This is a genomic window from Streptomyces sp. NPDC060035 (genome assembly GCF_042736635.1).
Classification (GTDB): domain Bacteria; phylum Actinomycetota; class Actinomycetes; order Streptomycetales; family Streptomycetaceae; genus Streptomyces.
In genome coordinates this window covers 64,955-77,916 of the sequence record NZ_JBHWVO010000002.1, presented here as the reverse complement: position 1 = coordinate 77,916, position 12,962 = coordinate 64,955, and the positions used below count along the sequence as shown (strand labels likewise).

Sequence of the window (12,962 nt, the reverse complement as noted above, 5' to 3'; positions counted from 1 at the left end):
CACGTCGCGTAGGTGACTCCTCCCCCAGCTGAAGCCGGGGGAGCCACGACCGGACGGGTCGCCCACGGCCGAACCGGCTCGCCCGCTCAGGTGATTACCCGGTCGGACACACCCGCTGTTCGGGGCCAGGCCTACCCGTCCACGCGACGCCCTTCCCACCGGGGGGTATCTCATGGCTACAGGCTGCCCCGCACCCGAGGAGGCTCGGGCAGATATGTCGGACCCCGTGCGCATCGACGTACACCAGCACCTGATCCCACCGACTCTCAGCCGTGCGATGGCCGAGCGTGCCGCGGCCCTCGGGTGGCCCGCTCCCGCGTGGGACGTGCAGAGCGCAATCGCGGTGATGGACCGCAGGTCGATCGCCACTGGCATCCTGTCGTTTCCTGCGCCGGTCGCGGCCCCCGACGACCACGCCGGAGCACGCACCGGTGCCCGGAGCGTGAACGAGTACACCGCCGAAGTCGTCAAGGACCGACCCGATCGCTTCGGTCACTTCGCCGTCCTCCCTCTGCCCGACGTGGACGCCGCGCTCGCCGAGGCTGCCCATGCACTGGACGAGCTGAACGCCGACGGACTGATCGTCCTGTCCAACATTTTCCCTACGACACTGCCCGCACTGCCCTCCACATGGCTCTGAACGGTGTGCCAAGGCGCTACCCCCGGATCAAGATGGTTCTCCCCCACGCCGGCGGCCTCCTGCCGTATGCGGCCGACCGCTTCGCAGTCGCCGCCCGCCTCCACCCCGACTTCACCCCCGAGGGACTGCTGAGCGACCTTCGCCGCTTCTACTTCGACACCGCCATCTCCGGCGGCCCGGCCGCCCTGCCCTCACTGCTCGCTTTCGCCGCACCCGGACACGTCCTGTACGGCAGCGACTTCCCCATGCTTCCCGAGGAGTGGGCCACCGGCTTCGACAACGGGCTGGACGAGTACCCGCACTGGGAACCCGAGCAGCTCCACGCCGTCAACCGTGGCAATGCCGAACTCCTCATCCCTCGGCTTGCCCGGTCCTGACATTGCGGAGCGGTCGAGCGACTCCGGCGTGTCTGTCAGGCTGCGCGAGGCCCCGCACCGTTCAATGAGCAGGCCGCCTCCAGAAACGCGAACGACGCTTCACCGTGGGACGGGACGGAGCCCTGCTGTGCGCAGTGACATGTTCGAGGCCGACGGAGCGCGCCTCCACCACGAAGTGCGCGGCAGCGGGCCCGCGCTGCTGATGATCAGCGGGGCCGGAGGGGACGCCGGATATTTCTCGGGTGTCGCCGAGGAGCTGGCCGACGCCTTCACCGTGATCACCTACGACCGACGAGGCAATTCCCGCAGCACCGGCCGCTCCGCCGAACTGATGGACCTGGCTCAGCAGGCGGCCGACGCCCGCCGGCTGATCGAGTCGGTGGCGCGCGGACATGCTCTCGTGTTCGGCAACAGTGGAGGCGCGATCATCGGCCTCACTCTGGCCGCGCTGCACCCCCAGGTGCTCACCGGTCTGATCGCGCACGAGCCGCCGGCCGTGAACGTCCTGCCCGACGGTGACCCCGACCGCAGCTTCTTCGACGACATGGCTGCGCTGTACGCCGAGGACGGAGCCCCGGCAGCGGGACGCCGGTTTGCGGAAACGACGCGCGGCGAGGGGACGTACCGCTGGCCCGACGACCTCTGGAAGCGGTTCCTGGGGAACCAGGACCATCTGTTCGGCACGGAGTGGCCCGGCTTCGCCGGCTTCCGTCCCGACGAGGCCGCGCTGAAGGCCGCGCCCTTTCCGGTGGTGCTTGGCTCAGGATCCTCCGACCGGGGTGCGTATTACGCGCGCCCCTCCCTCGAGATCGCCCGAAGGATCGGTGTGCCGTGGGTGGAGTTCCCCGGAATCCACATGGAGTTCCTGCGCCGTCCGGCGATCTTCGCGGCGGCCCTGCGGGCGCTGGCGACACAGATGCTGAGCCGTGAGGGCCGGGTGCCCGCTGAATGGGCGGGCGAGCACACGCCGGGAGCTGAACACGCCTACGGGAACTCGGACCGCCCTGCGAGCTGAGCCCGTCAGGCACCGGGTCGCTTCCCGCCACGGATGGATGAGCCGGAGTTCCGGGTCACGGGTTCCAGGCCGGCGTAGGTGTCCCGCGGAAGTGAAGCCGCTGCCGTCACCGAAGCCGACGAGGATGCGGGCCGTGGTCCTGATCCCGATGCCGGGCATCGGGATCAGGACCTGGGAGACAAGGGGGCCTCCAGGAGCTCCTCGATCCGGGCGGCGAGGAGTTTGCGCTCGTGGACGGACACGCGGCTCGTCGAGGTCACGGTGGACCGCCAGGCCGGCAACACCGACCCGCTCGCCGTCCTGCGGGAGCGTGTCGGCGGAAACCGGCCCGGGGGCAGAGCCCAGGGTCAGAGCCTGAGGTCGAGCTCCGGTGCCAGCAGTTCGGCAATCGTCTGCCGGCGGCGGATCAGCCTGGTCTCGTCGCCGTCGACCAGGACCTCGGGGATGAGCGGCCGGGAGTTGTAGTTCGACGACATGCTCGCGCCGTACGCGCCGGTGTCGTGGAACACCACCAGGTCGCCGACCTCGGTGCGGGGCAGCGGCACGGCCTCCACGTCGCCGCCCTCGACCTGGGTGAAGACGTCCCCCGACTCGCAGAGAGGACCGGCCAGGACCGTGTCGCGGGTGTCCTCTCCGGAGAGGAAGCCGTCGGCACCGAGGACCGAGACGCGGTGGTTGCTGCCGTACATCGCGGGCCGCATCAGGTCGTTGAAACCGGCGTCGACCAGGACGAAGTAGTTGCTGCCGACGGGCTTCTGGGCGCGCACCTCCGCGGCCAGGACACCCGAGCCCGCCACCAGGAAGCGCCCGGGCTCGATCTCCAGACGGACCGGGTGGCCGAGCTCGGAGACGAGCTCCTGGCGGGCCGCGTCCCAGAGCTCGAAGTAGCGGTCGGTATCGATCTCCGGGTCACCCGGCGCGTACGGCACGGAGAGGCCACCGCCGGCCGAGATGGCCCGGATGTCCCGCCCGGCCATCCTGACCTGCTTGACCATGGTCTCGCAGACCGACTCCAGATGGCTGTAGTCCACCCCGGAGCCGATGTGCATGTGCAGGCCGACGAGGTCGAGCCCGTGCCGGTCGACCAGCGCGAGGCTCTCCTCCAGGTGCTCGTGCCAGATGCCGTGCTTGCTGTGCTCGCCACCGGTGTTGGTCTTGCGGCTGTGCCCGTGGCCGAAGCCCGGGTTGACCCGGATCCATACCGGGTGGCCGGGGGAGACGGCGCCCACCTGGTCGAGCATCTGCGGGGAGCCGGCGTTGACGGGGATTCCCAGCTCGACGACCCGGCGCAGCGTGGAGCGGTTCAGCAGGTCGGCGGTGAAGACGATCGGCTCGTCGGCCCCCTCGACCCGGTAGCCGGCCGCGAGGGCACGCTCGATCTCGCCCTCCGACACGGCGTCGACGAGCACGCCCTCCTCGCGCATCAGACGCAGGATGTGCAGGTTCGAGCAGGCCTTCTGGGCGAAGCGGATGACGTCGAAGCGGCGCAGCCGGTCGATCTGCGCGCGGATCGTCCCGGCGTCGTACGCCCACAGCGGAGTGCCGTACTCCGCGGCCGCTCCCGCGAGCCGGGGCCCGTCGAGGGAGCCGCGAAGACCGGGCAGCTCCCCCGAACGGGACGAAGCTGTGGAGGAAGATGCGGATACGGAGGTCATGGTCAGTCCTTCTCGCCAATCATCAGGGCAATTCCGAGATCCTCTTCCAAACGGCGCAAGATCTGCTCGGCCGTCCGTACCACGGACGGATGGTCCGGGCCGCGCAGCATGAAACGGGCCACGATCTGTCCCGCGGAGACCGGCCGGCCCGGTCCGGTGCTGTAGCTGTCGAAGCCGACGACCTCCAGCACCCCGGGCTCGTCGGCGATCCACTCCAGCGATGCCCCGGCGGAGAGGGTGCCGCCGTCGCGGGCCATCACCTTCCGCCCCCCGACGCAGCCGTCGAGCGTTCCCGGCAGTGCCACCTCGGCGCCCGGCTCCAGGATGCTCAGCAGACCGGAGAAGATGTCCGTGCCGGTGGCATGCCGGTAGATGGTGGGCAGCGCGCCGCCCATCACGCGGGGGTTGACCTCGACCAGGACCGGCCCGCGCTCGGTGACCATGATCTCGATGTGGAACACGCCCAGGTCCAGGCCGATCGCCCGGCACACATCGATCGCGTACGCGACACAGGCGGCGGACTGGCCGTCCGGGAGGTGCGCGGGAATGTACGAACCGAGCTCCACCACCTCGTCCTCGGCCCAGCGGAACCGTCCGGACACCGCGAACGGGAAGAACTCCCCGTCCCTGGCGCCCAGTTCCACCGAGACCAGCGTGCCGACCAGATACTCCTCGACGAGGACACCACGGGTGAACTGCTCGTGCCACTGCGCCGGCACCGCGTCCAGACCGGTCAGCACGCCCCGGCAGCCGGCGGCGGCCTCGACGGCGTTCGTCGCCACGTAGGAGAGCAGGCTGTCCGCGCCCGACGGCGGCTTCAGGATCACCGGGTAGCCGATCTCACCGGCCGCGGCCAGTACGTCCTCCTCGGTCTCGGCCAGGGCGTAGCGCGCGGAGGCGAGCCCCGCCTCCTCCAGGGCGGCCCGGCACCGGTCCTTGCGACGGGCGGTGAGAACGGCGTCGGTCGCCGTGCCCCGCAGACCGAGCTCCCGGCAGGCAAGGGCCACGGCCTCGGCGCTGAGTTCCAGCTGGCCGGTGACGACGTCGATGGGGTCGGCGGCGTGGCAGGCGGCGAGCACCTGGGTGACGGTCTCGGCGTCGGTGGTCACCAGACCGTCGACCAGGTGGTCCACGGACCCGACGATCCGCAGGTTCTTCTCGGTGGGCGGATAGAAGGGTTCGGTGGACTGGAGGTAGGTGACCCGATGACCGGCCTTCTTGGCCAGTCGGATCGCTTCGAGCGCGGCGGGGTTCGAGTCGACGAACGCGATGTGCATGGGCTTCTGCCTTGCGGTCGGTTGCGGGGGGACGGGAGATCGGTGAGGAGAGGTGTCGGGCCGGGAGCCAGGCCGCTCAGACGGTGACGGGGAGGAGATCCGCCAGCTCCGGGACGGTGCCCGGCGTGGCAGCCGCGTACCGGGACTCGATCACGGCGGCGAGACCGGGCACCAGGGGCGCGGCCTGGGCGCCGAGTACGCGCAGACCGGCGACGGCGAGCCCCGGGTCGCCGGCCGCCCTGGCGGCGAGCAGCGCGAGCAGGTTCGCGGTCGTTTCCGTGGCCTGGCGCACCGAGAAGGTCTCCAGGGTGTACGCCCTCCGCATCCGGTCCCGGTAGCGGTCCAGGAGCGCCTCGGTCTCCGGCCGGACCGTCACCGGCTGTCCGGTGTGCGGGGCCAGCGCCGTGGCAAGCGCCTGGAGCGGCTCGTGCAGCCGGGTGCGTACGGTTTCCAGGAACCCGGCCTCGGTGAAGTCGGCCGGCTGGTGCTCCGGGTTGCTGAGTCCGAGGTGGAACCGCACGTTGTCCGGGCCGTACTTCCCCACCAGGTCGCGGGCCCAGATCAGATGGCGCCGACTGGTGGAGAACTTGGACCCGTTCAGGTGGTAGAACTCGTTGGTCACGATCGCCGTCGGCTCGACAAGTCCGCCGTGCGCGAGGGCCAGCCCGAGATGGGCGAACGAGAAGTAGAACGTGTTGTCGTAGCCGAGGAACTGCACGAGCTCGAAGCCCGAGTCCGCGGCCCACACGCCCGCCGGCGTCCTTGGACTGCGGCGGACCCTCGCGGCCTCCGCCATGTGCCTCAGGCCCGGCAGCATCTCCGCCCATACATTGATCACCTGGCCGTCGAAGCCCTCGATCCCGACCGGGATGCCCCAGTGAGCCGGGTAGCTGACCGGGAAGTCCGGCAGCGGCCGGGACAGCATCTCGTCGACGAAGCGCAGCACGTGCGGACGCATCGTCGCGCGCCGCCTCCGGTAGAACTCCGTGAACTGCTCGCGGTACTCCTCCAGCGGAAGGACCAGGATCTCCACGTCGCGCGGCTCCGTGGTGGAGCCCTCCTGGGCGCCGGCGCTCTCGGCGAAGAGCAGTGAGCCGGCATCGTTGGGGTGCCCGCAGTTCTCGCAGATCGCGCCGCACGTGCCCACCAGGCACTCGGGGCAGTATCCGGTGGCGAACGCCTCCAGGAGGTACCGGTCGGTCTCCGCGCAGTACGGGAACGTCCAGGTGCGGCGCACCAGTCTGCCCGCGCTGTACAGACCGGCGAAGAACTCCCGTACCTCGTCGCGGTAGACGTCGTCCGGGCGGGTGAACGCGTCGATGTCGATGTCGGCGAGCTCCAGCGTCCCGGTGATCTCGCGGTTGCACCGCGCGGCGAGCTCGACCGGGTCGACGCCCAGGCGCTGCGCCGTGGTGACCACATACGTCTGGTGGTCGTCGCCACCGGACGCGTACAGCGCCGTGTGTCCCAGCATCCGCTGCGCGCGGCTGAAGACGTCGGCGCCCAGATAGGGGCCCGAGAGGTGGCCGACGTGCAGATCGCCGTTGGTGGTCGGGGGAGTGGCGGTGACCAGGAAGCGGCGCGGAGTCCCTGTCATCGGATTCCTCCGGGGGCCCGGGCGGCGTCCGGCTTCTCGCCGAACGCGCCGAGGGACCAGACCGAGACGAGCTCCAGCTCCTCGGTGTCCGAGGCGTTCTCGAAGTGGTGCGTCAGGTAGGAGCCCACCACCAGGGCGTCACCGGCCGCGATGTCCGTACGGACCCCGTCGACCTCGACGCGGCCGCTGCCGCGCACCACGTAGAAGTGCTCGTGGTCCTCGTGGGAGTGCGGTGTGGTCGCCGTGCCGGGCGCGACGGTACAGACGCCCATGCCGGTGTCCGAGGGCCCGCTGGACTGCCAGGGCAGGATGCGCCGGAAGGCGCAGCCGTACTCCTCCTGGGTGACGGCGTCCTCCCGCCGCTGGATCGGGATGCCGCTCACGCGTGGACTCCTTCGAAGAGAGGGGTGGAAAGGGGAGGGTGGCCGACGGCCGGAGCGTCCATGACCGCGTCGAGGATGTCCCCGGCGCGGCGGGCGAGCAGCGAGAGCAGCGTGCTGGTCAGGCCGTGGGTGTGCTCGGCGGCGCCGTGCAGGAAGATCCGTGGTGCGAAGCGCTCGGCGGTACGTACCGAGTAGTCGCGGTCGACGAGCAGTTCGCCGTCCCCGTCCCTGAGCAGATGGGGGCCGATGCCTGCCAGCAGGCCACGCGCCTCCCGGAAGTCGTAGCCGGTGGCCAGCACGACCGCGTCGTACCGCTCGGTGCGGGTCGCGCCTGTGAGCAGGTCGCGCACGGTGGCGGCGGCCTGGTCGCCCTCGGCGTGGGCACCGGCCAGTTCGGTGAACCGGCACAGTCGCAGTCGTTCCCCGCCGTGCACCTGCTGGTCGTACAGCAACTCGGCGACGGCGTTGATGTCCTCGTCGTCGACGGCCGCGTAGTTGGTGGCCTTCAGGTCGGCGACGATGCCGCGGCGGCGCGCGGTGTCGGCGCCATGGAACAGGTCGACCGACGCCGGGTCGAAGATGGCGTTGGCCAGGGCGCTGCTGTTGGCAGGCATCAGCGCGAAACCGCGGTGCGCCAGGGTCACCTGCGCGGCCGGGAACTCGCCCGCCAGGTACTGGAAGATCTCCGCGGCACTCTGCCCGGCGCCCACCACCAGGAAGCGGTAGGGCAGTTCACGGCCGCGGTCGTGGAAGGACCGGACACGGCCGAGGAAGGAGCTGCTGTGGAAGACGGTGCCGTCCTCCAAGGGGCGCGGGCCGACGCCGGGCGGGACGATCGGTGTGCCGCCCGGCGCCAGGGACACATGGTCGGCGGAGACGGTGTGCCGGGCGCCGTCGGGCCCGCGGTAGTCCACCTCCAGGCGGGTGACCTCCCCGTCGGGCCCGGTCACGGGACGGATCTGCTCGGCGGTGCTCCCGTAGCTGACGTACCGGGCGAGCTGCCCGGCGGCCCAGCGGAAGTAGTCCACGTACTCCCGCCGGGTCGGGTTGAGCGTGCCGAGGTTGAGGAACGGCTCCAGCCTCCCCTGGGACACCAGGTAGTTGACGAAGCTGTACGGACTGGTCGGGTCCCGGGGCGTGACCAGGTCCTTGAGGAAGGCGACCTGCATCCGGGCACCGGGCAGCAGCATGTCGGGGTGCCAGGAGAAGGCGTCCCTGGACTCCAGGAAGTGCAGGCCGGTCCCGGCCGCGGCCGCCCCGGCCGACGCGTGCAGCGCGCTCATGGACAGGTGTGAGGGGCCGAAGCCGATACCGAGGAGCCGGTGGTGCGGGTGTCCCTCGGGGGAGGCACTGGTCATGGTGTCCCTATCCGCCGGCTCAGCCGGCCTGGACGGCGGGGCCGGTCCGGCCGTCGTCGACCGGCCGGTAGTGGGCATAGAACTTCTTGGTCGGCTCCAGGACCTCCCAGGTGCCGGTGAATCCGGCGGGGACGACGATGGTGTCCCCGGGGACGAACGTGCGGGCGTTGCCCTCGTCGTCGGCGATGACCACCCGGCCATGGAGCATGTGGTAGAACTCGTCCTCCTCGTACACCGCCCGGAACTTGCCCGGAGTGCTCTCCCAAATGCCCGAGGTGAAGGCGCCGTCGGGGCTGGTGAAGTGCAGGGTGTTGGTGATGGCCAGCTCGCCGGAGATCCAGCGGTCCGGGCCCTTCTTGACGTTCCGTACGTTCTCCGGCTCGGACTCGCCGAAGACCACGATGTCCTTGATCGTTCTGCTGGTCATGCCGATCCCTTCGATATCTGGGTGTGGAGGTGTTCCGCGAGGAGCCGGGCGGCCGCCCCGCGGACCACCGAGTAGTGCGTCTCGGGCAGCGGCCGGACGGTCGCGCCGGGCGGGACGAGGCCGGCCGGGTGCCGGTGCAGCGGCGTCAGCCCCCGAAAGGCGTCGGGGTGTTCCCGCTCGGCCGGTACGACCAGGAGCGGGCAGTTCTGCGGCAGCGGCCGCGGCCGGTGGCCGAGCAGCAGCCGGTACAGGGCGCGGTACTGGCCGTAGAGGTCGCGCAGGGTCTCCGGCGGCTCGTCCGGCAGACGGGTCGCGGCGAGGTGGGCGAACGGGTCCGGGCAGTCGGCGGGTACGGAGATCTCCGGGGCGGGACCGTCCCCCTGCCCGAGGTGGTCGGTGAAGAAGGCGGCGGCGGCGCGGGACTCGTCGAGGTCCACGCCATCGCCATCGGCGGCGGCCACGAAGCTGTCCACCAGGGTCAGCGAGAGCGGCTGGAAGAGGTCCGTACGGCGGGCGGTCTCCGCCGCCAGGACGCCGCCCATCGACCAGCCCAGCAGATGGACGGGACGGTTGAGGGCCATGAGCGCGGTCGCGTACTCGGCCGCCAACTCATCAAGAGTGGCGGGGAGTTCGTCCGAAGGCGGTGACTGCAGGCCGTACACCGCGTACGAGGCGGGCAGTGCGTCGATCACGGCGCGGTAGCCGAGGAGATGTCCGCCCACCGGGTGGACGAGCACCACGGCCGTCCCGCCCGCCGGCCTGATCGGCACGAGCAGCCCGTCGACGCGCTGGTCGAGCAGCGCGCACTGACCGGCGATCGTGCTCGCCTCGAAGAGGCTGGACAGCGGCAGCCGTACCCCGAACTCCTCCCCGATCCGGCGGACGAGGCGCACGGCGGAGACCGAACTGCCACCGCTGGCGAAGAAGTCGTCGTCGACCGAGCGGACGGCCGTGCCACAGACCTCCTGCCACAGCCGGGCGAGCGCCGCCTCCCTCTCGGTGCGCGGCGGACGGCCCGATGTCCCGCCGCGGCCGGAGCCCTCGTCCCGCGCCGCGTGCTCCTCGGCGAGGGCGAGCAGCGCCCGCGCGTCCCGCTTGCCGTTGGCGGTCAACGGCAGTGAGGGGACGGCATGGAAAGCGCTGGGCACCGCGTACGAGGGCAGGGCTGCGCCGAGCCGCGCACGCAGCGCCGCCGGGTCGAGGACCGTACCGCCGTCCGAGGCCCCTTCGTCGAGCGAGCAGGACACGAGGAAGGCGATCAGGCGGCTGGCGGCCCCGGTACCGGTGACGACGCAGGCAGCCGCCCGGACGCCGGGTTGCGCCGCCAGCTGCTGCTCGACCTCCAGGAGGTCCACCCGGTAGCCGCGCACCTTGACCTGGCTGTCCACCCGGCCGAGGAATTCCAGCGTGCCGTCGGGCCAGTAGCGGGCGTGGTCGCCGGTCCGGTACAGGCGTTCAGCGGTGCGGGGGTGACAGGGGAAGCGGGCCTCGGTGAGTTCCGGTCGGCCGTAGTACGCCGTGGCGAGCCCGTCGCCGGCGATGAACAGCTCGCCGGGCACCCAGTGCGGCACGTCCGCGAAGTCCGCGTCGAGGACGTGGTAGCGCTGGTTGGCGAGCGGCAGCCCGTACGGGACGGACTTCCAGGACGGGTCGATCCGGTCCACGACATGGTAGTTGGACCAGATGGAGGCCTCGGTCGCCCCGCCCAGGGCGATCACTTCGGCCTCGGGGGCGGCCCGCTTGACGCGTTCGGGCAGGCCCAGCGGGATCCAGTCGCCGCTGAGCAGGACAAGCCGTAGCCCGCCGAGCGCGTCGGCGGCCCGCTCTCCGAGGTGGTCGAGCAGCATCTCCAGGAGCGCCGGAACAGTGTTCCAGACCGTGGCGCCACTCTGCCGGACCCAGTGTGCCCACAGATCGGGGTCGGGCCGGGAGCCGCAGGGCGGGACCACGACGGTGCCACCGGCGCACAGACCGCCGAACAGGTCGAAGGCCGACAGGTCGAAGTGCAGCTCGGAGAGCGACAGCAGCCGGTCGTCCGGCCCGACGTGGAAGCGCTCGACCATGTCCTGGACGGTGTTGAGCAGACCGCTGTGCGGGATCGCGACGCCCTTGGGGACGCCGGTCGAACCCGAGGTGAAGATGACGTACGCGAGGTCGTCGGGCGCGGGCACCGGCAGCGGCCCCGGCTCTCCCGACGGTTCGGGTCCCTCGATGCCGAGCGTGGTGACGGGCCGCTCCAGCTCCGCGAGGAGCCGCGTGCCCTCCGCGTCGGCCAGCACCCGGCCGATGCCGTGCCGGCCGAGCAGCGCGTCGACGCGGGCCGGCGGCCAGTCCACGCCGAGCGGCACATAGGCCCCTCCGGCGGCGATCACCGACAGTGCGGCGAGGTACTGGCCGGGGCTCTTGCGCGCCAGTACGCCGACCAGCTCGCCCCGGACCGTGCCGGACGCGGTCAGCGCGGCCGCCGTGTGCGTCACGCGGTCCGCCGCCTCGCGGTAGGTGATCTCCCCGTCCGTGCCGTGGAACGCGATCCTGTCGGGGGTACGGGACGCCCCCTCGCGCAGCCCGTCCAGGACCCCGCCGCCGGAGAACCTGTGCGCGGTGCTGTTGGCGGACCCGCGGGCCGCCAGCAGGGCGTCGGGCAGCGGGGGTACGTGCGGGTCGGACCAGAGCGTCTCCTCCTCGGCCAGTCGGCGCAGCAGGTCGGCGTGGGCCGCTGCCAGCTCCTCGACCAGGCCCGTCGGAAACGCCTCGGCCACATGGTCGAAGGTGCAGACGAGCTCCCCGTCCTCCTCCGAGACCTGGTGGTCGAGCAGAACCTGCGGGGTGTGCATCGACTTGAAGACCAGGTCCCAGCCCTTGGCCCGCAGATGCGGGGGCAGCGCGTCGGCCTTCGTGTCGTCGAGACCCGAGGCGAAGACGAATGGGCTGCCCACCGCGGCGCCGGGACGGTGCCGACGGGCGCGGCGTGCCAGCTCGACGCCGGACAGCCAGGCATGCGGAAGGTCCGTCATCAGCCGCCGCTGGAGCGTGGTGGCCCGTTCGGCGAAGGAGCCGCCCGTGCCGTCGCACTCGAGCAGCAGCGTGCTGCCGAAGTTCCCCACGCAGGCGCCCAGGGCGGGATGGGTCCCCTGCGGGTCCACCGCCAGCATGCCGCGGGTGGCGACGAGAACGGTGACGGAGAAGGACCCCTGGCCCGACCAGCGGCGCAACACCTCGGCGTAGGAGGCGCAGAGCACGCTGTTCGCCGAGAGGCCCGCGGTACGGGCCCTCTCCCGCAGCCGCTCCCAGGCAGGCGCGGGCAGCCGGTGCCGGACCCGGGCGAACCGGGCCTCGGCGGGGCGGGGGAGGGCCGGGAGCGCCGGCGGGCCGGGCAGGACGGGCGCCCGCCGCTGCCAGTGCGCGACCGCGTTGCGGTAGGCCTGGCTGTCCCGGTGTCCGCCGATGGCACCTACGTACTGTGCGAAGTAGCCGGAGGGTACGGGCGCATCCTCGAACGCCCGGCCCTCGTAGGCGTCGGCCAGGTCCCGGCAGACCAGCCCGATCGAGCGGGCGTCCAGGACGAACAGCCGCAGGCACAGCAGGACGAACGTAGTACCCGGGGCCGAGTACACCGCGCAGCCCAGCTGGGGACCGTCGGCGAGGGCGGGCAGCAGCGCGGCCGCCGACTCCCGCTCCCGGTGGAACGCCTCACGGGCCTCCACGGCATCCAGGTGGCGCCAGTCCGCATGGACCGGTCCCCAGGCGTCGTCGAGCGGGACGACCCGCTGGAGGCCGTCCCCGTCGACCGCGCAACGCAGCATCTCGTGCCGGGCGAGAACCGCGCGCAGCGCCGCACGCCAGCGCCCGGCCTCGAAGTCCGGGACCTCGAAGCCATGCGCGATGTAGGCAGGGGTGGCCAGCTGCGGGAAATCCGACTCACCGACCTGGTAGGCGCTCTGGAGGTCGGTCAGCGGGAAGGGACGCGAGGCCGCACCCTGCCGGCCCCCCGCGTCCCCTACGGGAACGCGGGGGCCGGGAAGGCCGGGGTGGGCGGCGATCGCCTTCAGTACGGGCACCTCGTCGGCCGTGAGGCGGCCGAGGAGTTCCTCAGGGGTGTCCGGCGGGGCGTCGACGGACAGCCGGCCACGGCGGTACCGCACCATGACGCCGTGTTCGGCCAGCTCATGAAGGAGCGCGGGCGTGCCCTGCTCCTCCGTACCCAACCGTGTGTACTCCACCGTGCCGTCCCTT

At 71.7% G+C, this 12,962-nt stretch carries 8 protein-coding genes and 2 pseudogenes; 2 read left to right on the top strand and 8 right to left on the bottom strand.

The genetic code is table 11. The annotated features are described in order from the left end of the window. Positions 1-172 precede the first annotated feature (172 nt). Positions 173-1,017, top strand: a pseudogene (locus ACFWBQ_RS02935) (amidohydrolase family protein). 127 nt (positions 1,018-1,144) lie between these two features. Further along, positions 1,145-2,032 carry an alpha/beta fold hydrolase gene (locus ACFWBQ_RS02930; protein WP_385483259.1) on the top strand — a complete coding sequence of 296 codons (888 nt, stop codon included), beginning with the start codon at positions 1,145-1,147 and terminating at the stop codon, positions 2,030-2,032. Positions 2,033-2,058: 26 nt separating this feature from the next. Here ACFWBQ_RS02930 and ACFWBQ_RS02925 read toward each other — a convergent pair. From ACFWBQ_RS02925 to ACFWBQ_RS02890, 8 genes and pseudogenes are all read right to left on the bottom strand, one after another. After that, a pseudogene (locus tag ACFWBQ_RS02925) lies at positions 2,059-2,229 on the bottom strand (transposase); the annotation flags it as partial. 150 nt (positions 2,230-2,379) lie between these two features. Next, on the bottom strand, positions 2,380-3,687 hold the full coding sequence (gene lysA / locus ACFWBQ_RS02920) for a diaminopimelate decarboxylase (RefSeq protein WP_385483258.1): 1,308 nt from the start codon (positions 3,685-3,687) through the stop codon (positions 2,380-2,382). A 2-nt stretch (positions 3,688-3,689) separates the two neighbouring features. Continuing rightward, entirely contained in the window at positions 3,690-4,964 is a 1,275-nt protein-coding gene (locus ACFWBQ_RS02915) for an acetyl-CoA carboxylase biotin carboxylase subunit family protein (RefSeq protein WP_385483256.1), read from the bottom strand. Between the two features lie 76 nt (positions 4,965-5,040). Next, positions 5,041-6,561, bottom strand: coding sequence for a class I tRNA ligase family protein (locus tag ACFWBQ_RS02910; protein ID WP_385483254.1), 1,521 nt, complete (start codon positions 6,559-6,561; stop codon positions 5,041-5,043). Next, positions 6,558-6,944, bottom strand: coding sequence for a cupin domain-containing protein (locus ACFWBQ_RS02905; RefSeq protein ID WP_385483252.1), 387 nt, complete (start codon positions 6,942-6,944; stop codon positions 6,558-6,560). The genes ACFWBQ_RS02910 and ACFWBQ_RS02905 overlap by 4 nt, the downstream gene beginning before the upstream one ends. Next, a complete protein-coding gene (locus ACFWBQ_RS02900) occupies positions 6,941-8,302 on the bottom strand; it encodes a lysine N(6)-hydroxylase/L-ornithine N(5)-oxygenase family protein (protein ID WP_385483250.1) in 1,362 nt (453 codons plus the stop codon). The genes ACFWBQ_RS02905 and ACFWBQ_RS02900 overlap by 4 nt, the downstream gene beginning before the upstream one ends. Before the next feature lie 19 nt (positions 8,303-8,321). Then, positions 8,322-8,729, bottom strand: coding sequence for a cupin domain-containing protein (locus tag ACFWBQ_RS02895; protein WP_385483248.1), 408 nt, complete (start codon positions 8,727-8,729; stop codon positions 8,322-8,324). Beyond that, positions 8,726-12,949, bottom strand: coding sequence for an amino acid adenylation domain-containing protein (locus ACFWBQ_RS02890; protein WP_385483246.1), 4,224 nt, complete (start codon positions 12,947-12,949; stop codon positions 8,726-8,728). Before ACFWBQ_RS02890 ends, ACFWBQ_RS02895 begins: the two co-directional genes overlap by 4 nt. Positions 12,950-12,962: the final 13 nt, after the last annotated feature.